The organism is Pseudomonas sp. FG47 (assembly GCF_057809115.1).
In genome coordinates this window covers 1-19,506 of sequence record NZ_JBMDJI010000059.1, presented here as the reverse complement: position 1 = coordinate 19,506, position 19,506 = coordinate 1, and the positions used below count along the sequence as shown (strand labels likewise).

The following is a 19,506-nucleotide window of genomic DNA, read 5'->3' as shown; positions in this document are numbered from 1 at the left end:
GTTCTCTGTAGGAGCCGGCTTGCCGGCGAACCACTCGCCCCCAGGTGCGGCACTTCACCGCACCCCGGCGTTTTTACCTATACTCCGCCGTACAATAGCCATCACGATTCCTGACCGGATCTCTCCATGCCCCCACGTCGGCACATTGCCTGGGTAGCCTGCCTTGCAGTGCTGTTCAACCTGCTGGCCATGCCGCTGTCTTCTGCCGCGCCCAAGGGCCCGGCCGAGCAGCTGCTGTGGGGGGCTTTCTGCTCCAGCATGGCCAACAAGGCCAAGGTCGATGTCCAGGCCCTGGCCAAGATCGACCTGGGGCAGCAAAGCGACGACAGCGCCAGCATGATGAACTGTTGGTGCTGCCTGGGTGCAGCGCCACTGCTGGCCTTGCCCAGCTACCCGCCACAGTTGCACAACCCGCCGCTTCTGATCGCCGGGTACCTGCCGCACCTCGCCGACTACCAACCCACGCCGCGCCAGCTCTGGCCCGCGCTCAATCCCCGTGCCTCTCCGCTGGCCTGAGTTCACTACGCTGTCCTTCAGAACCTGAACAGACCGGAGATTCACCATGCTCAAGCAAGCCCTCGTCCTGGCCGCCCTGCTGCTGCCCGGCGCCTACGCCAACGCCCACGAGTACAGCCTCGGCGACCTGCACATCGCCCACCCCTGGTCGCTGGAACTGCCGCCGAACGCGCCTAACGTGGCGGCCTATTTCGTGGTGCACAACAACGGCAAGGCCGACGACCGCCTGCTCTCGGTAAACAGCCCCATCACCGACGACGCCCAGTTGCACGAGCACGTGATGAGCGCCGCCGGTGCCATGAAGATGCAGCAGGTGCAGAGCGTGGTGGTACCCGCCGGCAAGGACCTGACCTTCGCCCCCAGCGCCTACCACGTGATGATCATGCAGCCCAAGGACCGCAGCCTGCTGACCGACGGCAAGCGCTTCCCGCTGACCCTGCACTTCGAGAAAGCCGGTGACGTCACCGTCGATGTCGCCGTGCAGAAGCAGCCGCCGGCCGAGCAAGGCGCAGCGCACGAGCACACGCACTGACCGACTGACAGGCGCTCGCCATGAGCCTGCCGCGCTACAGCTCCGCCCGCAGCACCCGCCCTGATCGCAGGCGCGTCGGTGGCGGCTGGCTGAGCCTGTTCGCCATGTGGATGATCTTCATCGGCCCGCTGGTTTCCCAGTCGATGCCGATGGAGCACCACGCCGGCATGGCCATGCCCATGGACATGTCGATGAACATGCCCATGGCCCAGGGGCACGACGCGCACCACGGCCACGGCAACGATGGCCAACTGCATGTCATGTGGGAGAAGTGCGGCTACTGCAGCCTGCTGTTCAACTGCCCCGCCCTGCCCCAGACCCTCAGCCCACTCAGCGCCGGCAGCCAACTCCCCCCCGTCCACCTCGCCAATGCCACGCGCCAGGGCCATGCCCGGCAGGCTGTATTCCCCGGCGCCCGCAGCCGCGCGCCACCCCTTTCGATCCAGGTCTGACCACAACGCTATCAACGCCCGAAGCCAGGAGGCTTCGCGCTGACTCATGACTGATCGACTGGAATCATTATGTCCGGCTGCCCCCCTGTTTTTGCCCTTTCCCTGCGTGGGACCATCGCCGTGCTGTGCGGCTCGCTGCTCGCGCCACTGGCCCTGGCCGCCGAAACCGGCCACGAAGACCACATCCACGACACGGCCGAGCTGAGCCCGACGGTGATCACCGCCATCGCCCCGAGCTCGCCGCTGACCGTGGTCACCAACCCCAAGGACCCGCGCCAGCCCGTGCCGGCCAGCGACGGCGGTGACTACCTCAAGACCATCCCCGGTTTCTCGGTGATCCGCGCAGGCGGCACCAATGGCGACCCGGTGCTGCGCGGCATGTTCGGCTCGCGCCTGAACATCCTCACCAACGGCGGCATGATGCTCGGTGCCTGCCCGGGCCGCATGGACGCCCCGACCTCGTACATCTCCCCGGAAACCTACGACCGCCTCACCGTGATCAAGGGCCCGCAGAGCGTGATCTGGGGCCCGGGCGGCTCCGCTGGCACCATCCTCTTCGAGCGTGACCCGGAGAAATTCGGCGAGCTCGGCAGCCGCGTAAACGGCAGCGTGCTGGCCGGCTCCAACGGCCGCTTCGACAAGGTGCTCGACGCCGCGGCCGGCAACCAGCTTGGCTATGTGCGCTTCGTCGGCAACCAGTCGCACTCGGATGACTTCGAAGACGGCAACGGTGACACCGTGCCGTCGCGCTGGGACAAATGGAACGGCGATGTCAGCCTCGGCTGGACCCCGGACGCCGACACCCTGCTCGAACTGACCGCCGGCAAGGGCGATGGCGAGGCGCGCTCCGCCGGGCGTGGCATGGACGGTTCGCAGTTCAAGCGTGAAAGCCTGGGGCTGCGTTTCGAGAAATCCAACATCGGCGAGGTGCTCGACAAGGTCGAGGCGCAGGTCTACTACAACTACGCCGATCATGTGATGGACAACTACACCCTGCGCTCGCCCGGCATGATGGCCATGGTCAGCAATGTCGACCGCCGTACCCTGGGCGCGCGGATCAAGGCCACCTGGCGCTGGGCCGATATGCAGTTGATCAGCGGCATCGACGCGCAGACCAACGAACACCGCAAGCGCGGCGGCATGGGCATCGACGCCTACAAGGGCAAGCCCTGGGACAAGGACGCCGACTTCCATAACTACGGCGTGTTCGGCGAGTTGACCTGGTACGCCACCGGCGAGGACCGGTTGATCACCGGCGCGCGCCTGGACCGCGCCTCGGCCCGCGATTTGCGCACAGGCATCGCCACCAGCGGTGACACTCGCGCCGACACCCTGCCCAGCGGCTTCGTGCGCTACGAGCACGACCTGGCGGCCGTGCCCGCCACCACCTACATCGGCCTGGGCCACACCCAGCGCTTCCCGGACTACTGGGAGCTGTTCTCGCCGACCCTGGCCCCGACCGGTTCGGTGAACGCCTTCGACGGCATCAAGCCAGAAAAGACCACCCAACTCGACTTCGGCATCCAGTACCGCGACGAGCGCCTGGAGGCCTGGGCCTCGGGTTACGTCGGGCAGATCCGTGACTACATCCTGTTCGACTATGTACCGGGCAAAGGCGGCATGGGCAGCAAGTTGGTGTCCCAGGCGCAAAACATCGACGCCCGCATCATGGGAGGCGAACTGGGCGCGGCCTACAAGCTGACCGAGAACTGGAAGGCCGACGCCACGCTCGCCTACGCTTGGGGCAAGAACAGCAGTGATGGCAAGGCGCTACCGCAAATGCCACCACTGGAAAGCCGCCTGGGCCTGACCTACAGCCGCGACACCTGGAGCGTCGGCGCCCTTTGGCGGCTGGTAGCGGAGCAGAACCGTATCGCCAAGAACCAGGGCAACGTGGTCGGCAAGGACTACGACACCAGCTCAGGCTTCGGTGTGTTCTCGCTCAACGGCGCCTACAAGATCAACAGCAACCTCAAGCTCAGCGCGGGCGTCGACAACCTGTTCGACAAAACCTACGCCGAGCACCTGAACCTGGCCGGGAACGCCGGGTTCGGCTACCCGGCGAACAGCGTGCAGCCGGTCAACGAGCCAGGCAGGACCTTCTGGACCAAGGTCGACTTCAGCTTCTGACAACAACAAACGGGCGCGGGACCTGACCGCGCCCACTCAAGGTCTACGGGAGCCTCCCATGAGCAAACCAAACGTTTCCTTCTACAACCTGGCGTGGCGCTGGCATTTCTATGCCGGGCTGTTCGTGGCACCGTTCATGATCCTGCTGGCGCTTACCGGGATCATCTACCTGTTCAAGCCGCAGCTCGACCCATTGATGTACCGCGAACTGATGGTGGTCGAGGCCGGCCATCACCGACAGGCTGCCGATACGCTACTGGCAAACGTGCGCCAGGCTTATCCACAGGGACAGGTGGGCCAATACCTGCCCGCGATCGACGCCGAGCGCAGCGCGCAGTTCGTGGTGCACGACGGCGGTCGTGAGCTGAATGTGTTCGTCGACCCCTACAGCGGCAAGGTGCTGGGCGATCAGGACGGCAAGCAGAACCTGCAGGCCATTGTCCGCGCCCTGCACGGCGAACTGATGGTCGGCACGGTCGGTGACCGGCTGGTGGAACTGGCGGCAGGCTGGGGCATTGTCCTGGTGGTGTCCGGCCTCTATCTCTGGTGGCCACGCGGGCGCAGCAGCGCGGGCGTGCTGTGGCCACGTTTCAGCGCGCGCGGCCGCTTGCTGTGGCGCGACCTGCATGCCGTCACCGGCTTCTGGGGTTCGGCCCTGCTGCTGTTGATGCTGCTCAGCGGCATGACCTGGACCGGGCTGTGGGGCAAGCAGTACGCCGACCTGTGGAACCGCTTCCCGGCGGCCATGTGGAATGACGTGCCCAAGTCAGATAAAGAAGCGCGCGACCTCAACAGTGCCCATCGCCAGACCGTGCCATGGGCGATGGAAAACACGCCAATGCCAGTGTCCGGCGCCCATGCCGAGCATGCCGGGCACCACATGATGGACCAGGCCCCGGCGGCGCCGCAGGTGAGCCTGCAGCAGGTCGAGGACGTCGCCACCTTGCGCAAGGTCGAACCGGGCTACAGCATCACCCTGCCGACCAGTGCCGAGGGCGTGTTCACCATCGCGGTGTTCGCCGACGACCCGCGCAACGACGCCACCCTGCATGTCGACCAGTACACCGGCCAAGTGCTGGCCGACGTGCGCTGGCAGGACTACAGCCCCGTGGCCCGCGCCACCGAGCTGGGGGTAATGCTGCACGAGGGCAAGATGTTCGGGGCGTTGAACCAGCTCGTCATTCTGCTGGTGTGCCTGATGATCCTGCTGGGCTCGGTGAGCGGGCTGGTGATGTGGTGGAAACGTAAGCCCAACGGCGGATTGGGGGTGCCGCCGCTGCGTCATGACCTGCCGCGCTGGAAGATGGCGGTGGGGGTGATGCTGGTGCTGGGCGTCGCCTTCCCGCTGGTGGGGTTGTCCATGGTGGTGATGTGGGTGGTGGATAGCCTGGTGGTCAGGCGCCGGGGCATGGTCCAGGCTTGAGACCTGTTCGCCGGCAAGCCGGCTCCTACGGGATCGTCGTAGGAGCCGGCTTGCCGGCGAAATCAATCATTGATTCCCGTCATGTCGAGCACCGCGCTGTACCGCCAAGATCGTGCCGATCTGCCACACCCGCGATTGGAACGCGACGTGATAGCCTACTCGGCTTTCGCTCACAAAAAGACTGACCCTCAATGGAATGCAGCCTATGACCCGGACCTCCCAGACACCCTCCGAAGAGCAGCACCTGCAACGCAACCTGACCAACCGTCATATCCAGCTCATCGCCATTGGCGGCGCCATCGGCACCGGCCTGTTCATGGGCTCGGGCAAGACCATCAGCCTGGCCGGTCCGTCGATCATCTTCGTCTACATGATCATCGGCTTCATGCTGTTCTTCGTCATGCGCGCCATGGGCGAGCTGCTGCTGTCGAACCTCAACTACAAGTCGTTCATCGATTTCTCCGCCGACCTGCTCGGCCCCTGGGCCGGCTACTTCACCGGCTGGACCTACTGGTTCTGCTGGGTGGTCACCGGCATCGCCGACGTGGTGGCGATCGCCGCCTACACGCAATTCTGGTTCCCCGACCTACCGCAGTGGATACCGGCGCTGAGCTGCGTGGCGCTGTTGCTGTCGCTGAATCTGGTGACGGTGAAGATGTTCGGCGAAATGGAATTCTGGTTCGCCCTGATCAAGATCATCGCCATCATGGGCCTGGTCGCCACCGGCCTGTACATGGTCATCACCGGCTTCCAGTCGCCGAGCGGGCACACCGCCACCCTGACCAACCTATGGAATGACGGCGGCATGTTCCCCAACGGCCTGCTCGGCTTCTTCGCCGGCTTCCAGATCGCCGTGTTCGCCTTCGTCGGCATCGAGCTGGTGGGCACCACCGCGGCCGAAGCGAAGAACCCCGAGCGCACCCTGCCGCGGGCGATCAACTCGATCCCGGTGCGGATCATCGTGTTCTACGTGCTGGCCCTGATCGCCATCATGGCCGTGACCCCCTGGCGCGACGTGGTGCCGGGCAAGAGCCCGTTCGTCGAGCTGTTCGTGCTGGCCGGCCTGCCGGCGGCGGCGAGCATCATCAACTTCGTGGTGCTGACCTCGGCGGCCTCGTCGGCCAACAGCGGCGTGTTCTCCACCAGCCGCATGCTGTTCGGCCTGGCCCAGGAGGGCGATGCGCCCAAGGCGTTCGAGAAACTCTCGCGCCGCGCGGTACCGGCCAACGGCCTGTACTTCTCCTGCACCTGCCTGCTGCTGGGCGCGGTGCTGATCTACCTGGTACCCAATGTGATCGAAGCCTTCACCCTGGTGACGACGGTGTCGGCGGTGCTGTTCATGTTCGTCTGGACGCTGATCCTGCTGTCGTACCTGAGCTACCGCAAGCAACGTGCAGCGCTGCATGAGCAATCCACCTACAAGATGCCCGGCGGGCGCTTCATGTGTTACGTGTGCCTGGTGTTCTTCGCCGGCATCCTGGTGCTGTTGAGCCTGGAGGCCGATACGCGCTCGGCGCTGGTGGTGACGCCGATCTGGTTCCTGATCCTGGCGGTGACCTATCAGTTCGTGCGTAGCAGGCGCCAGCCGCGTACCGCCGTGCGCGAGGCGTCGAACCGCTGATCGCGGGGGCTGCTGCGCAGCCCATTCGCCAGCAAGGCTGGCTCCTACAGGTACAGCGCACGCTCCGAAACCTGCGCTGGACCTGTAGGAGCCAGCCTTGCTGGCGAATGGGCGCGCAACGCCCCTACTGTCTCAACCCTGCTCCAACCCCTCGAGCACCGCCTCGGCCAACGCCAGGCCTTTCTCCAACGAATTCTCCGTCGCCGTCAGCAAACTGCGCAACGGCTCCCCCGCCTTCTCCAGCGCGGCGGCATTGGTCTCATAGGCCGCCTTCAACGCCGCCACGGCGCACACCAGCGCATCCTCGCTATCGACCCCGGCCTGTACCGAAAGCATCGGGGCATGGGCGTGATTGCAGGTGCCGAAACGGGAACTGGCGGTGACCGGACGTGATTTGCGCGGGGTGAGGTTGACCAGCGATTCCTGGTTCATGGCTGCACCTCTCGATGAAAGGCGGCGATCTCGATAAATGCGAACGGTGGATCTGGAACGATCTTCTTGAGCATGGTGCTACTCCTTGCAACATTTCCGAAGTGTTTCTCCGAGCCCATACGCCAATATGGGTGGACGGAGCCGTGCGGGTTGGCGTTACCGGTCGGAAGGCCGGCGAGCCCGAAGGCTCCCACACACAGCTCCGCCCATAACGGGTGCAACCATGCGGGGCACAGATTTCGCGAGAGCGAAGTGCCCGGTTCCGAATCCGGGACGCCAATCCCGAACCGCAGAATCTACTGCGGTGCGGCACGGTACTCAAGTAACTGGGGTGTGTCAAAATGTTCACCGGCAACGCCCACTAACAGTGCGCGCACTCAAACCCGCGCACCCAATCGGCGCACAAATTGCCCCGCCCCGGACAATTCCACGCCTACCCAGCCCGGCACGTGCCTTGCTTGAGCATCGAGCACAGTTTGCAGCCTTCCGCCTTGCGAGACCGCACCATGAATTATCAGCTGCGCGATGCCCTGCCCGACGACCTGCCGGGCATCCTCGACATCTACAACGACGCCGTGGCCAACACCACGGCGATCTGGAACGAAACCCCGGTGGACCTGGCCAACCGCCTGGCCTGGTTCGAGGCGCGTGCGCAACAGGGTTACCCGATCCTCGTCGCAGTCGATGAATCCGGTGTGTTGGGCTATGCCTCGTTTGGCGACTGGCGGCCGTTCGAGGGCTTTCGCCATACCGTCGAGCACTCGGTGTACGTGCGGGGTGACCAGCGCGGCAAGGGCCTGGGCCCCGACCTGATGGAAGCGCTCATCGAGCGTGCGCGCCGTTGCAACAAGCATGTGATGGTCGCCGCCATCGAGAGCGGCAACGCCGCCTCGATCCGCCTGCACGAACGCCTGGGCTTCAACATCACCGGGCAAATGCCACAGGTGGGCGTGAAGTTCGGGCGCTGGCTGGACCTGACCTTCATGCAGCTTTACCTGGATGACAACCCTCTCCCCCCTTCAAGGAACTGAAGCCCATGAACAGCGCGCAAACGCACCGCGTGACCCACGAAGGCCTGGCGTACTACCGCGACGGCCTGGTGAACCTTTTGCTCGATGCGGTGCGTCAGGGCGCTTCGGTGGGTTTTCTAGCCGATATCGATGAGCAGCAAGCCAAGGCCTACTTCGATGAGGTGAAGGCAAAGCTGGCCAGTGACGAGCAGTTGCTCTGGGTCATTGCGCAAGGGCAGGAGGTGCTGGGTAGCGTGCAACTGGGGCTGTGCCTCAAGCCCAATGGACTGAACCGGGGCGAAGTGCAGAAATTGCTGGTGCACAGCGATGCCCGACGGCTTGGGCTGGGGCAGCAGTTGATGGGCGCACTGGAGGCCGAGGCGCGGCGGATTGGGCGGGGGATGTTGTTTCTCGATACCGAGGCGGGGTCTGCGGCGGAGGCGTTCTATCGGGCGCTGGGGTACAGCAAGGCGGGGGAGATTCCGGACTATGCCTGCGGGCCGGAAGGGGGGTACCGGGCTACAGCGTTGTACTTCAAGGTGATCGCGAAAGCTTCATGAACCTGGGGGCGCTTTGCGCCCCAGGATCTGATCTCACAGGCCATACCCGTCACATCTGGGTAAACCGCCCCAACCGCTGCTTCAGCATGCTGTTCTCGCTGCGCAACTGCTGCACCTCTTCCAGCAATTCCAGCGCCAGCGCCACCCCTTCCCACTCCAGCTCCAGCTGATCATGCAACTTCACCGCGCGCTTGAGCGTCACCGGCGCGCGGTCGTCGAACACCCACTCCTCCGGCGTTCGCCCCGAAGGTTCAACAATGCCGTGCTCGACGATCTCGATCACGCAATCGGCCGTGATATCGGCCTCCTGACACAGGGTACGCATGTCCAGTTGAACGATCAGGGTGCTGCTCATGATCACTTACTCCATTGAGTCCTCGGGTTGAACGCGGCTTTCTCGGAGAGCTGGGTCCACAGTGCGCGAGTTGCGTCATCGGATTGGGCGGGCATCACTACCTTGAGCTGGGCGTACAGGTCGCCACGCTCGCCCTGCTTGTTCAACAGGCCCATGCCCTTGACCCGCAGGCGCTGGCCGCTCTGGCTGTCGGGGCGGATGGTCAGGTTGATCTTGCCGGTCAGGGTCGGCACGGCCACCTTGGCGCCGAGCGCCGCTTCCCACGGTGCCAGGGGCACGGTGATGATCAGGTCATGACCTTCGACATCGAACAACGGGTGCGGTGCCATGCGGATGGTCAGGAACAGGTCGCCATTGGCGCCACCACCCACGCCCGGCGCACCCTGGCCCTTGAGGCGAATGCGCTCGCCGTCGGTCACCCCGGCAGGGATCTTCACGTTCAGGGTCTTGGTGGTGAACCCGGTGCGCTTCCCGGCGGCATTGGTTTGCGGCACCTGGAAGCTGATCTGCTTGGATTCCTTGTTCAGGGTTTCCTCGAGGAACACCGCCAGTTCCAGTTCCACGTCCTGCCCTCGCCTGCCAGCACTGCGTTGTTGCCGGCCACCGCCGCCACCGAAGGGGTTGCTACCCCGGGCGCCGAAGATCGAGCTGAAGAAATCGGAAAAATCGCCGCCCTCGAAGCCACCGCCGCCGCCATTACCGCCACGTGATTGCCAGCCAGGCGGTGCCTGGAACGGCCGGCCATGCTGGCCGCCATACTTGCGGATCTCGTCGTACTCGGCGCGCTTGTCCTTGTCGCCAAGCACTTCATAGGCCTCGTTGGCCTCCTTGAACTTGTCCTCGGCGTCGCGCTCCTTGCTGACGTCGGGGTGATACTTGCGCGCGAGCTTGCGGTACGCGGCCTTGATCGCCTTGTCGTCCGCGCTCGCCTCGACGCCGAGTATCTTGTAGTAGTCTTTGAAGTCCATCTGGGGATCACCGATGTGAATGTGCGTATTGCTACTGAAGATTGGGGTCAAGCATAGCCTTTCAAGGTGCATCCGGGGTTGCGCTATCGCAGACGACCGGTCTTGATTTAGCCGCAGACTGGCATAAACTGCGCGGCCGTTTTGCCTCCGGAAGCACTCCCCCATGTCTGACGTATCCCCGGCCCGCGCCCTCGGCATCGACTTCGGCACCTCCAACTCCACGGTCGGCTGGCACCGCCCGGGCGTCGAATCGCTGATCGCCCTGGAAGACGGCAAGATCACCCTGCCCTCGGTGGTCTTCTTCAATATCGAGGAGCGTCGCCCGGTGTACGGCCGCCTGGCCCTGCACGAGTACCTGGAAGGCTACGAAGGCCGCCTGATGCGCTCGCTCAAGAGCCTGCTGGGCTCCAAGCTGATCAAGCACGACACCAGCGTGCTGGGCAGCGCCTTGCCGTTCAAGGACCTGCTGGGCATGTTCATCGGCGAGCTGAAAAAGCGCGCCGAGGCTGCCGCCGGTCGTGAATTCGAGCAAGTGGTGCTGGGCCGCCCGGTATTCTTCGTCGACGAAGACCCCGCCGCCGACCAGGAGGCCGAGGACACCTTGGCGGAGGTGGCGCGCAAGATCGGCTTCAAGGACGTATCGTTCCAGTACGAGCCGATTGCCGCGGCGTTCGACTACGAGTCGGGCATCAGCCGTGAAGAGCTGGTACTGATTGTCGATATCGGCGGTGGTACCTCGGACTTTACCCTGATCCGCCTGTCGCCCGAGCGCCACCTTGTGGCCGAGCGCCAGAGCGACATCCTCGCCACCGGCGGCGTGCACATCGGCGGTACCGACTTCGACAAGCAACTGAGCCTGCAGGGCGTGATGCCGCTGTTCGGCTACGGCAGCCGGATGAAGAGCGGCGCGCTGATGCCCACCAGCTACCACCTCAACCTGGCCACCTGGCACACCATCAACGCCCTGTACTCGCAGAAATCGCAGTTGGCCCTGGGCAGCATGCGCTACGACATCGAGGACACCCTGGGCATCGACCGCCTGTTCAACCTGATCGAACAGCGCGCCGGGCATTGGTTGGCGATGGAGGTGGAGGCCAGCAAGATCGAGCTGACCGAGCGCGACAGCCGGAGCATCGACTTCGGCCGGATCGAGCCGCAGCTGTCGGCCGAGCTGACCCGGGTGCTGTTCGAGGAGGCTATCGACGGGCTGCTGGAGCGGGTGCGTGGCAGCGTCAGCGAGTTGCTGGCCAAGGCCGGCGTCAGCGAGGGGCAGGTGGACACGGTGTTCTTCACCGGTGGTTCCAGCGGGATTCCGGCGCTGCGCAACAGCGTGGCGGCGATGCTGCCCAATGCGCGGCATGTGGAAGGCAACATTTTCGGCAGCATCGGCAGCGGGTTGGCGATCGAGGCGCGCAAGCGTTACGGCGCGGCCTGAGGCTCCCGTCCTGTAGGAGCCAGCTTGCTGGCGAACCAGGCGCCGCGGTGGATGGCACCGGCTACGCCGGTGTTCGCCGGCAAGCCGGCGAACAGGATCAAACCAACTCCGCCCGCTTCAGCTCACTCTTCAGGTAGGCGTAATAGATCGGCCCCGCCACCACCCCAGGCAAGCCGAACGCAGCCTCGAACACCAGCATCGCCAGCAACAGCTCCCAGGCCTTGGCGCTGATCTGCCCACCGACGATCCGCGCGTTGAGGAAGTACTCGACCTTGTGGATCACGATCAGGTACCCCAGCGCCGCCATCGCCACCCAGATCGACAGCGACAAGCCGACGATGGTGATCAGGGTGTTGGACATCAGGTTGCCGATCACCGGCAGCAGCCCGAGCAGGAAGGTCAGCACGATCAGGGTCTTGGTCAGCGGCAGGTGCACGCCAAACAGCGGCAGCACCACGGCCAGGAAGACGCCAGTGAACACGGTGTTGAGCAGCGAGATCTTGATCTGCGCGAAGACGATGTTGCGAAACGCCTGCACCAGCAGGCTCAGGCGCTCGAACAGGGCCGCGGCCAGCGGCTTGCGCCGTGACACATCGGGGATGCGCTGCAAGGCGACGATGGCGCCGAGGATCATGCCGATCAGCAACGTCACGAACATGTGCGCCATGCCCTTGCCCACCAGTTGCAATTCGCTCAGGTGGCTCTTGAGCCAATCGCCGATGGCCACCTTGAACTCGGCGGCGCTGGCCGGCAGGTAGGCGTCGATGAACGGCGGCAACTGGCCACGGGCGCGCTCGACCAGGCCCATGAACTTGTCCAGCGAGGCGCCGGGGTTTTCGGCCTCGTGCAGAAGGAAACTGAAGGCGCCGGCGATCAGCAACGTCAGCGTGCTCACCACCAAGGTGCCGAGCAGCGCCACCGCCAGCCAACGCGCGCGCTGTCCGGCGATCAGCGGCTGCAGGCGCGGGGTGAGCATGTTGACCAACTCGAACACCAGCAGCCCGGCGAGCAGGCTCGGCAGCAACTTCAAAGGCAGCGCCAGCAGCAGCCCGGCGACGACGATGAGCAGGCTGGCAAGGGTGATCTGGCGGGGGGTGAAGGTCATACAGCCTCGACGGCAGACAGCGGAAAGACCCGCAGTCTGCCAGCCTTCCTGGCAGAGGCATAGGCGCAGGTCATTTCTTCTTCAGGCAGTCGCTCATGAAGGCTTTACGCTCATCGCCCTTGAGGGCCTTGGCCTTGGGGTCGGCATTGCAGGCTTTCATGCGCTCTTGCGGGGTCATCGCCTTGGCCGGCTCGCCCTTTTTCAGGCACGTGCTCATGTATGCCTTGCGCGCATCGCCCTTGAGCGCCTTGGCCGTGGCGTCGGCATTGCAGGTGGTCATTTTTTCCTGTTGCGCGGTGGCGGCGAATCCTTGCCCGGCGATCAACATGCCCAACACCAGCAGAGGTACGTGCAGCAGCTTCATGGAGTGGTCTCCTTGTTCCCGCGCCCGATGCGCGGTCGTCGAGCAGAGTGTAGACAACAATTCTTACATCTCTGTCCGCGCTTGCCGCCGGTACTGCTCCGGCGTGCAGTGGGCCTGACGCTGGAACATGGCGATGAACGCCGAGGCGCTGCTGTAGCCAAGGTCGAAGGCGATGGCCTGGATCGGCAGGCCCGCCTCCAGCGCCTCGATGGCCCGCAGAAAACGCAGGCGCAGGCGCCATTCGCCAAAGCTCATGCCCAGTTCGCGCAGGCAGTGGCGCGCCAAGGTGCGTTCGCTGACATGCACCTGGGCGGCCCAGTCGGCCAGCGGGCGGTTGTCGCCGGGCTCGGCATGCAGCGCCTCGAGTACCCGGCGCAAGCCCTCGCTACGGGCGTAGGGCAGGTAGCAGGTCTGGGTCGGCGCCAGATGCAACTGGTCGATCAGGACCTGGACCAGGCGCTGGTCACGCTCGTCCTGGGCGATGTGCAGGTCGCGACGGGCAAAGTCACCAAGGATCGCCTTGAGGATGTCGCTGATCACCAGGCTGCAGGGCTGCGTCGGCATCTCGGCGCACAGGCTGCGCTCCAGGTAGACCGAGCGGTAGATGATGGCCTGAGGGTTGTAGCAGCCGTGCTCGGTGTCCGGCGGTACCCAGACGGCGTAGTGCGGCGGCGAGATGAAGCGCTGGCCCTCGACGTCCAGGTGCATCAGGCCATGGGAGGCATAGTTGAGCTGGCCCCAAGGGTGGCGATGGGGGGCGCTGTGGGTGTCGGCGCCGAACTCGTCGTAGCGGAAGTACACCGGGGCCGGGAGTTGCTCGAAACGGGGAATGTCGAGGTATTTGCGGGCCATGCTGTCTGCTTCGCGGGGCGGGTTGTCTGGATGGAAGTATAGGCTTACTAACAGACAGGCGATAATCATCGCCAGCCTGGACGGCCTTGCGGCCCCCAGGAAATCCCGCATTACCGAGAACCTGTGCAACATGAACTACCTCTTCCCCCTCCTCGCCATCCTCATCTGGGCCGGCAACACCGTGGTCACCAAGATGTCCGCCGGTGCCATCTTCCCCGCCGAGATCGGCTTCTATCGCTGGCTGCTGGCCGGCCTGCTGTTCACCCCGTTCCTGCTGCCCAAGGTCTGGCGCAACCGCGCGGCGATTCGCCCGCACCTGGGCAAGGTGTTCGTCCTCGGCGTGCTGGGCATGGCCATCTACCAGAGCCTGGCCTACTTTGCCGCCGGCATCACCAGCGCCACCAACATGGGCATCATCCTTTCGCTGATGCCGCTGATGTCGCTGGCGCTGTCCATCGCCTGGCTCGGCCAGCGCCTGAGCTACGGCGCGCTGCTGGGGGCGCTGGTGTCATTCGTCGGCGTGCTGGAGGTGGTCTCGGCCGGACAGCCGGCGACGCTGCTGCACCAGGGCATGAACGGCGGCGACCTGCTGATGCTGGTGGCCACCCTGGCCTATGCGCTGTACAGCTTCCTGCTGAAGAAATGGCAACTGCGCCTGCCGCCGCTGCAACTGCTGTACCTGCAAGTGCTGGTGGCGATTCTGGTGCTGTTGCCGCTGTTCGTGCTGTCGCCCAAGACTGGCCTGAACAGCCATAACCTGGGCCTGGTGCTGTACGCCTGCGTGCTGGCCTCGATGGTGGCGCCGTTGGTATGGATGCAGGCCGTGCACCGTTTGGGGCCAAGCCGTACCACGCTGTTCTTCAACCTGCTGCCGGTGGTCACGGCGGTGATTGCGGCGGCGGTGCTGGATGAGCAGTTGGCCAGTTATCACCTGGTCGGCGGCCTGCTGACCTTGGTCGGCGTGCTGCTGGCCGAGCGCTGGACCACGCCTGTGCGTCGTTGACAGAGCGGGAGCGCTACGCGCTCCTTTCGCGGCACAAGGCCGCTCCTACGAGCGAACGCAATTCCCTGTAGGAGCGGCCTTGTGCCGCGAAAGGGCTGCGAAACCGCCCCAGGCTTCTCACAGCCCCGCAGCCTTGAGGCGGGCGGCATGCTCGGTGAACAGCCGCACCGGCTCGGCGCCCTTGCCCACCGCACCCAGCGACTGGTTGACGATGTCCAGGTGATCGAGCGGGTAGTCGTCACCAATCACCTGGCCCAGGTGCGAACTGAAGCGCCCGACCATGCCATCGCACTGCCCCTTCTCCCTGACGAAACTGCGGGCGAACAGCCGGCAAAATCGGTTGCTGCCATCGAAGCGGTTCAGGCCCTGGTCGGTACGCCCGGGCTGCAGGGTGCCGGACCAGGAGTAGTAGCGCACCCCGTTCACCTGCGCCGCGCCCTCGCCACCCCAGACCTGCGGCAGTCCCTGTGGATAAGCCTGGTTGAACAGCGCCACCCCGGCGCTGGTCAACGATTGGTGCGAGGCATGCACATCGATAGGCAGCGGATCGCGTCGCCAGCCGGTCTCCAGCCAGCCCAGCACGATGGCCAAGCCATGCAGCGCGGCCTTGAGGATACGCCCCCGGGCTGAGTCGCCCGGCGCCGTGCGCTCCAGGTGATCGGCCAGCTCGGAACCGTGGTTGGGGCCGGCCACCGAGGTCACCGAGGCCACCCGCTCAGGCCGAATCGCCGCCGCATAGCGGGCACTGAGCGCACCCTGGCTATGGCCGATCAGGTTGACCTTGTCGGCCCCGGTGCGCTGGCAGATGTCCTCGATGATGCCGAGCAGCTGTTCGCCCCGCACCTCGCTGGAATGCAGCGGCGACACCTGCACCGGGAACACCTGCGCGCCGCCCCGACGCAATGCCGGGACGATGCCGAACCAGTAGGGATACACCAGCGCCCGGACGAAGCCGAGCATGCCCGGTACCAGCACCAGTGGATAACGCGTGGCCAGCTCCTGACTCATCAGCCTTGCCCTCTTCCGTGGACGAGCGACCCACACTACAGCGCGCCCCGGGTCATTCGCAATCGAACTCCCGGCGCCCCCTGCGGTTCCAAGCAGAACAGACCCTGAGCAAGGAGCGGGACCATGTACAAGCAGACCCTGGCCATCCTTCTGGCGAGCGCCACCCTGGTGGCCTGCGGCAGCCGCCCGGAAAACCCGGTGGACTACGTCACCTACCGCGACGAACCGCTGGTCAAGCAGGTGGAGCATGGCATGACCATGCAGAAGGTCATCGCCATCGGCGGCAGCCCGTCGAACGTGATCGACCTGCCCCACGGCGGCACCTGCAACGACTACATCCTCAACCGCGACGGCCACCAGCAGCCCTACTACGTGCGCTTCGACGCCACCGGCCACGTCGATGCCAAGGGCTTCAAGACCTGCAAGCAACGCCAGGAAGACAGCGACGCCGTGCACGGCGCATGACACCCCATGACCACCCTGATCGTTTCGGAGATGAACATGAGCGTTGAACTGACCGATGTGAAGACCCTGCGCGAACGTGCCCGCCAGCATGTCGAGCAAGGCGCGGTGACCGAGGGCTACCACGCCGACCGCGAGAAGATCCTGCGCCTGCTCAACGAGTCGCTGGCCACCGAGCTGGTTTGCGTGCTGCGCTACAAGCGCCACTACTTCATGGCCAGCGGCATCAAGGCCAGCGTCGCCGCGGACGAGTTCCTCGAGCATGCCAACCAGGAAGCCGAGCACGCCGACAAGCTGGCCGAGCGCATCGTGCAGCTCGGCGGCGAGCCAGACTTCAATCCGGACAACCTGACCAAGAACTCCCACGCCCAGTACGTGGCGGGCAGTTCGTTGAAGGAGATGGTGCTGGAGGACCTGGTGGCCGAGCGCATCGCCATCGACAGCTACCGCGAGATCATCCAGTACATCGGCGACAAGGACCCCACCACCCGACGCATCTTCGAGGACATCCTGGCCCAGGAGGAAGAGCACGCGGACGATATGTCCGATTTGTTGCAGGGGCTGTGATTTCTGGGGGCGCTGCCCCTGAATCTGGTGCTGGACCTGTGGGAGCCGAGAGGGCCGCAAAGCGGCCCTATTTCTTGCCTTTCACCGCCGCCGGCGCCTTGCCGGCGCGCATCTGCTGCAGCAACGGCGTGCACTGGTTGGGCGCATCGCCGCTGCTCGGCGCAATCAGCGCCAGCAGCCCCGCCGCCGGCCCGACCACCACGCCCAGGGCCACCATCCCGGCGCCGCGCAACGCCAGCGGCACCGCCTGCACCCCGGCACTGGGCTTGGCGAACGGCCCGCGTACATACAGGGGCGAGCGCAGCGAGAACAAGCGCAGGCCTTTCGATTCCGGGGTGATTTTCAAATCCAACTGCTCGCTGGCGAAATTGGCCGTGCCGTTGATATAGATGATCGCGTTCTCGGTATCGAACACGAACAAGCGGGTAGTGGCCAGGCCATCCTTGATGCCGACATCGGCCGCCGCGCAGTTGATCTTCACCTCTTCGTCGCCGAACAGCTTGCCGATCACGTAGTTGCCGACGTTGAGCCCGGCGATTTCCATCAGGCTGCGGCTGATCGCGCCGTCGTTGATCAACAGGCGCAGGTCACCGTTGGCGGTGCCAAGCAAAGCTGCCACCGAGTTGCCCCGGCCCGTGATGTCGGCGTCGCCATTGAGCTCGCCGAAACTGGTCTGCATGGGCGCGAAGCTGGGGAACAGCTGCTTGAGCTTGAAGCCGCGCGCGGTCAGCTGGGCACGCCCCTGCATCGGCGTGCTGCGCCCGTCCAGACGGATGTTCGACGCCAGGTTGCCACCGGCCACGCCAAAACGCAGCGGCTCCAGGCGCAACAGGCCGTCCTCGAGGATCACATGGGCCGACAGGTCGTTGAACGGCAGCTTCTCGCTGTGCACGATGCGCTTGCCGGCGAAGGTCACGTCGGCATCCATGGCCCGCCAGCGCTCGGTACGAAATTCCTCCACCGGCAATACCTTGTCCGCCGGTTGCTTGCTGGCGCCACCCCGGGCCTTCTGCTCGCTGTTGGAGTCGGCGCCGATCAGCGGCGCCAGGTCCTTGAACAGCAATTGGTTGGACACCAGGTTGCCGGACAGCTTGGGCCGGGGCTGACTGGCGACGAAGGCCAGGTCGCCATGGATATCGCTGTCGCCGATCTTGCCGTTGAAGCCCTCATAGTGAAAGCGCGCGCCCTGCGGCGCATGCAGGTTGGCAGTGAGGTGGCCGTCGGTGGCGTACGCCGGGGTATCCGGCAGGGTCACCCCGGTCAGCGGATACAGGTTGCCCAGGCTGCTGCCGGCAAGTTTCAGGCGCAGGTCGAGGGCGCCGAGGTTGCGTGGGTCGGTCAGGGTTCCGGCGAGGGCGACATGGGTGTCGCCGATGCGCACGTCGGCCTGCAAGGGGAACGGCTGGGCGGCGTCCTGCAATGCCAGCAGGCCACCGATCTTGCCGGTGCCGACCACCGCCTGGCCCTTGTAGCTACCCTGGGCCTTGAGGCCGAAGGCGTAGTCCTGGGCATTGCCGGCTTTCTCGGCGCGGGCCTTGCCGACGATGTCGCTGAACGGCACCGGCTTGCCCAAGGGGTCCACCTGGACCTTCATGCGGGTCTTGAAGGTCTGGTCGTCGAAGCTGATGTTGCCCTGGTCGAAACCGATGGCACCGATATCCAGCTCCCAGCTGGAGGGTGCCTGGTTCTCGTCCTTGGGCCCGAAGTCGAACACCCAGTTGGCCCGGCCATCGGCCAGCCGGGTCAGGCTGGCAGTGGGCTTGACCAGGTCGATCCGCGGGATGCTGATGCGCTGGACGATCAGCGGCAGCGGTGCCAGGCGGAACTCCACCCGTTCCAGGCCGACCATGCGCGGCTCCTTGAGCCACTCGGGGTTGCCCAGGCTGAGGTCCTCGGCGGTGAAGTGCGGCCAGGGCACGAACGCCCGCCAGCCGCCCTCCTCGGGCTCGGTGCGCCAATGCACGGCGAGGTTGCCATTGATGGCGAAGGGGCGGTGCAAGGCCTCGGAAACTTTCTCGTTGAGCAGCGGCTTGACGCGGTTCCAGTCGAAGGTGGCGATGACCACCACCAGGATCGCCAGCAAGGTGGCGAGGGTGGCGAAGGTCCAGATGAGGATTCTGGCAGGGCGCGTCATTGCGGGATTCTCCTGACTGCATGGCACAAGGGCGGCGCGATAATGGCACTCATTATGTCGGACTGATGAAAACCCGCCGGGTTTAATCCGCAGGCCATGATAACCAGGTTTTTCCTGACGCTTTTCTCAGCTTTTGGTCGGTGGCGATCGCCGTTGTTACCGGGTCATTGGCGTGCCACTTTCTTGGAGGGGGCCCTGTAAACATTGCGCCAGAGCGCCTGCGACTCAGTATCAATCACGTCGATTGTTACCATTATCCTGATGAACTTCTCTCTGTGGTTACCGAGCGTAGCATTGGCTCCGTACCCACTTTCCAGCCCCCGAGAGGAGCACCGAATCATGAAACGCCATCTGCTGCTGAGCCTGACCCTGTCTGTCCTTGCTGCCAACGCTTTCGCCCTGCCGGCCGCCGACCAGCATCTGAACGCTGAATCGCGCTCCAGCACGGCCACTGTAGCGCAACCGCTGAACACCCTGGCAGAAGGTGGCGCCGAACGCCTGCAAGAACGCGCCGGCCGTGTTGCCGAAGGTGGCTCGGATCGCCTGATCGAACGCAACAACCGTGTCGCCGAAGGTG

General features: G+C 64.9%; 20 protein-coding genes and 1 pseudogene. 13 read left to right on the top strand and 8 right to left on the bottom strand.

Going from position 1 to position 19,506, the window contains the following annotated elements; genetic code table 11:
* The first annotated feature begins 126 nt into the window (after nucleotides 1-126).
* From ACODS5_RS23840 to cycA, 6 genes are all read left to right on the top strand, one after another.
* Nucleotides 127-516 carry a DUF2946 domain-containing protein gene (locus ACODS5_RS23840; RefSeq protein WP_489109810.1) on the top strand — a complete coding sequence of 130 codons (390 nt, stop codon included), beginning with the start codon at nucleotides 127-129 and terminating at the stop codon, nucleotides 514-516.
* Nucleotides 517-562: 46 nt separating this feature from the next.
* Nucleotides 563-1,048, top strand: coding sequence for a copper chaperone PCu(A)C (locus ACODS5_RS23835; protein ID WP_489109809.1), 486 nt, complete (start codon nucleotides 563-565; stop codon nucleotides 1,046-1,048).
* Between the two features lie 20 nt (nucleotides 1,049-1,068).
* Nucleotides 1,069-1,500: a DUF2946 domain-containing protein gene (locus ACODS5_RS23830; RefSeq protein WP_489109808.1), complete on the top strand. Its 432-nt coding sequence runs from the start codon at nucleotides 1,069-1,071 to the stop codon at nucleotides 1,498-1,500.
* 69 nt (nucleotides 1,501-1,569) lie between these two features.
* On the top strand, nucleotides 1,570-3,630 hold the full coding sequence (locus tag ACODS5_RS23825) for a TonB-dependent copper receptor (protein ID WP_489109807.1): 2,061 nt from the start codon (nucleotides 1,570-1,572) through the stop codon (nucleotides 3,628-3,630).
* A 58-nt stretch (nucleotides 3,631-3,688) separates the two neighbouring features.
* Complete coding sequence (locus ACODS5_RS23820) at nucleotides 3,689-5,053, top strand: PepSY-associated TM helix domain-containing protein (protein WP_489109806.1); 1,365 nt, start codon at nucleotides 3,689-3,691, stop codon at nucleotides 5,051-5,053.
* Nucleotides 5,054-5,258: 205 nt separating this feature from the next.
* On the top strand, nucleotides 5,259-6,674 hold the full coding sequence (gene cycA / locus ACODS5_RS23815; protein WP_489109805.1) for a D-serine/D-alanine/glycine transporter: 1,416 nt from the start codon (nucleotides 5,259-5,261) through the stop codon (nucleotides 6,672-6,674).
* A gap of 132 nt (nucleotides 6,675-6,806) precedes the next feature.
* Here cycA and ACODS5_RS23810 read toward each other — a convergent pair whose 3' ends face one another.
* On the bottom strand, nucleotides 6,807-7,106 hold the full coding sequence (locus ACODS5_RS23810; protein ID WP_134690251.1) for a hypothetical protein: 300 nt from the start codon (nucleotides 7,104-7,106) through the stop codon (nucleotides 6,807-6,809).
* A gap of 506 nt (nucleotides 7,107-7,612) precedes the next feature.
* Between ACODS5_RS23810 and ACODS5_RS23805 the strand changes: the two genes are divergently transcribed.
* Both ACODS5_RS23805 and ACODS5_RS23800 read left to right on the top strand, forming a co-directional pair.
* Nucleotides 7,613-8,137 carry a GNAT family N-acetyltransferase gene (locus ACODS5_RS23805; protein ID WP_134690252.1) on the top strand — a complete coding sequence of 175 codons (525 nt, stop codon included), beginning with the start codon at nucleotides 7,613-7,615 and terminating at the stop codon, nucleotides 8,135-8,137.
* Between the two features lie 5 nt (nucleotides 8,138-8,142).
* Nucleotides 8,143-8,676 carry a GNAT family N-acetyltransferase gene (locus tag ACODS5_RS23800; RefSeq protein WP_134690253.1) on the top strand — a complete coding sequence of 178 codons (534 nt, stop codon included), beginning with the start codon at nucleotides 8,143-8,145 and terminating at the stop codon, nucleotides 8,674-8,676.
* 49 nt (nucleotides 8,677-8,725) lie between these two features.
* Here ACODS5_RS23800 and ACODS5_RS23795 read toward each other — a convergent pair whose 3' ends face one another.
* Nucleotides 8,726-9,031: a chaperone modulator CbpM gene (locus ACODS5_RS23795; protein ID WP_489109804.1), complete on the bottom strand. Its 306-nt coding sequence runs from the start codon at nucleotides 9,029-9,031 to the stop codon at nucleotides 8,726-8,728.
* A gap of 2 nt (nucleotides 9,032-9,033) precedes the next feature.
* Nucleotides 9,034-9,999 (bottom strand): curved DNA-binding protein, encoded by a 966-nt coding sequence (gene cbpA / locus ACODS5_RS23790; protein WP_489109803.1) that lies wholly within the window; start codon nucleotides 9,997-9,999, stop codon nucleotides 9,034-9,036.
* Between the two features lie 163 nt (nucleotides 10,000-10,162).
* On the opposite strand from cbpA, the gene ACODS5_RS23785 reads away from it, so the two are divergent.
* On the top strand, nucleotides 10,163-11,434 hold the full coding sequence (locus ACODS5_RS23785; RefSeq protein WP_134690256.1) for an Hsp70 family protein: 1,272 nt from the start codon (nucleotides 10,163-10,165) through the stop codon (nucleotides 11,432-11,434).
* A 97-nt stretch (nucleotides 11,435-11,531) separates the two neighbouring features.
* Here the strand turns inward: ACODS5_RS23785 and ACODS5_RS23780 are convergent, their stop codons facing one another.
* The 3 genes from ACODS5_RS23780 to ACODS5_RS23770 all read right to left on the bottom strand — a co-directional run bounded on the left by ACODS5_RS23780 (nucleotide 11,532) and on the right by ACODS5_RS23770 (nucleotide 13,755).
* A complete protein-coding gene (locus ACODS5_RS23780) occupies nucleotides 11,532-12,539 on the bottom strand; it encodes an AI-2E family transporter (RefSeq protein WP_134690257.1) in 1,008 nt (335 codons plus the stop codon).
* Between the two features lie 70 nt (nucleotides 12,540-12,609).
* Nucleotides 12,610-12,903 carry a PsiF family protein gene (locus ACODS5_RS23775; RefSeq protein ID WP_134690258.1) on the bottom strand — a complete coding sequence of 98 codons (294 nt, stop codon included), beginning with the start codon at nucleotides 12,901-12,903 and terminating at the stop codon, nucleotides 12,610-12,612.
* Nucleotides 12,904-12,966: 63 nt separating this feature from the next.
* The gene (locus tag ACODS5_RS23770; protein ID WP_489109802.1) at nucleotides 12,967-13,755 is read right to left on the bottom strand and encodes an AraC family transcriptional regulator; all 789 of its coding nucleotides are present in this window, start codon (nucleotides 13,753-13,755) and stop codon (nucleotides 12,967-12,969) included.
* Nucleotides 13,756-13,885: 130 nt separating this feature from the next.
* Here ACODS5_RS23770 and ACODS5_RS23765 point away from each other — a divergent pair, with 130 nt between their 5' ends.
* Nucleotides 13,886-14,758, top strand: coding sequence for a DMT family transporter (locus tag ACODS5_RS23765; RefSeq protein ID WP_489109801.1), 873 nt, complete (start codon nucleotides 13,886-13,888; stop codon nucleotides 14,756-14,758).
* A gap of 117 nt (nucleotides 14,759-14,875) precedes the next feature.
* Here the strand turns inward: ACODS5_RS23765 and ACODS5_RS23760 are convergent, their stop codons facing one another.
* On the bottom strand, nucleotides 14,876-15,766 hold the full coding sequence (locus ACODS5_RS23760; RefSeq protein WP_489109800.1) for a lipase family alpha/beta hydrolase: 891 nt from the start codon (nucleotides 15,764-15,766) through the stop codon (nucleotides 14,876-14,878).
* 123 nt (nucleotides 15,767-15,889) lie between these two features.
* Here ACODS5_RS23760 and osmE point away from each other — a divergent pair, with 123 nt between their 5' ends.
* Together osmE and ACODS5_RS23750 are read left to right on the top strand one after the other, a co-directional pair.
* Nucleotides 15,890-16,231: an osmotically-inducible lipoprotein OsmE gene (gene osmE / locus ACODS5_RS23755; RefSeq protein WP_134690262.1), complete on the top strand. Its 342-nt coding sequence runs from the start codon at nucleotides 15,890-15,892 to the stop codon at nucleotides 16,229-16,231.
* 6 nt (nucleotides 16,232-16,237) lie between these two features.
* Nucleotides 16,238-16,795, top strand: a complete 558-nt coding sequence (locus tag ACODS5_RS23750) for a ferritin-like domain-containing protein (protein ID WP_256660241.1) — start codon at nucleotides 16,238-16,240, stop codon at nucleotides 16,793-16,795.
* A 67-nt stretch (nucleotides 16,796-16,862) separates the two neighbouring features.
* Here ACODS5_RS23750 and ACODS5_RS23745 read toward each other — a convergent pair whose 3' ends face one another.
* On the bottom strand, nucleotides 16,863-18,929 hold the full coding sequence (locus ACODS5_RS23745; protein ID WP_489109799.1) for an AsmA family protein: 2,067 nt from the start codon (nucleotides 18,927-18,929) through the stop codon (nucleotides 16,863-16,865).
* 339 nt (nucleotides 18,930-19,268) lie between these two features.
* Between ACODS5_RS23745 and ACODS5_RS23740 the strand changes: the two are divergent.
* Nucleotides 19,269-19,506: pseudogene (locus ACODS5_RS23740) on the top strand (phage infection protein); the annotation flags it as partial.

Bases quoted from the DNA above. Each gene is read 5' to 3' on its own strand.
- ACODS5_RS23840 (WP_489109810.1), top strand. From the start codon at position 127: ATGCCCCCACGTCGGCACATTGCCTGGGTAGCCTGCCTTGCAGTGCTG.
- ACODS5_RS23835 (WP_489109809.1), top strand. From the start codon at position 563: ATGCTCAAGCAAGCCCTCGTCCTGGCCGCCCTGCTGCTGCCCGGCGCC.
- ACODS5_RS23830 (WP_489109808.1), top strand. From the start codon at position 1,069: ATGAGCCTGCCGCGCTACAGCTCCGCCCGCAGCACCCGCCCTGATCGC.
- ACODS5_RS23825 (WP_489109807.1), top strand. From the start codon at position 1,570: ATGTCCGGCTGCCCCCCTGTTTTTGCCCTTTCCCTGCGTGGGACCATC.
- ACODS5_RS23820 (WP_489109806.1), top strand. From the start codon at position 3,689: ATGAGCAAACCAAACGTTTCCTTCTACAACCTGGCGTGGCGCTGGCAT.
- cycA (WP_489109805.1), top strand. From the start codon at position 5,259: ATGACCCGGACCTCCCAGACACCCTCCGAAGAGCAGCACCTGCAACGC.
- ACODS5_RS23810 (WP_134690251.1), bottom strand. From the start codon at position 7,106: ATGAACCAGGAATCGCTGGTCAACCTCACCCCGCGCAAATCACGTCCG.
- ACODS5_RS23805 (WP_134690252.1), top strand. From the start codon at position 7,613: ATGAATTATCAGCTGCGCGATGCCCTGCCCGACGACCTGCCGGGCATC.
- ACODS5_RS23800 (WP_134690253.1), top strand. From the start codon at position 8,143: ATGAACAGCGCGCAAACGCACCGCGTGACCCACGAAGGCCTGGCGTAC.
- ACODS5_RS23795 (WP_489109804.1), bottom strand. From the start codon at position 9,031: ATGAGCAGCACCCTGATCGTTCAACTGGACATGCGTACCCTGTGTCAG.
- cbpA (WP_489109803.1), bottom strand. From the start codon at position 9,999: ATGGACTTCAAAGACTACTACAAGATACTCGGCGTCGAGGCGAGCGCG.
- ACODS5_RS23785 (WP_134690256.1), top strand. From the start codon at position 10,163: ATGTCTGACGTATCCCCGGCCCGCGCCCTCGGCATCGACTTCGGCACC.
- ACODS5_RS23780 (WP_134690257.1), bottom strand. From the start codon at position 12,539: ATGACCTTCACCCCCCGCCAGATCACCCTTGCCAGCCTGCTCATCGTC.
- ACODS5_RS23775 (WP_134690258.1), bottom strand. From the start codon at position 12,903: ATGAAGCTGCTGCACGTACCTCTGCTGGTGTTGGGCATGTTGATCGCC.
- ACODS5_RS23770 (WP_489109802.1), bottom strand. From the start codon at position 13,755: ATGGCCCGCAAATACCTCGACATTCCCCGTTTCGAGCAACTCCCGGCC.
- ACODS5_RS23765 (WP_489109801.1), top strand. From the start codon at position 13,886: ATGAACTACCTCTTCCCCCTCCTCGCCATCCTCATCTGGGCCGGCAAC.
- ACODS5_RS23760 (WP_489109800.1), bottom strand. From the start codon at position 15,766: ATGAGTCAGGAGCTGGCCACGCGTTATCCACTGGTGCTGGTACCGGGC.
- osmE (WP_134690262.1), top strand. From the start codon at position 15,890: ATGTACAAGCAGACCCTGGCCATCCTTCTGGCGAGCGCCACCCTGGTG.
- ACODS5_RS23750 (WP_256660241.1), top strand. From the start codon at position 16,238: ATGACCACCCTGATCGTTTCGGAGATGAACATGAGCGTTGAACTGACC.
- ACODS5_RS23745 (WP_489109799.1), bottom strand. From the start codon at position 18,929: ATGACGCGCCCTGCCAGAATCCTCATCTGGACCTTCGCCACCCTCGCC.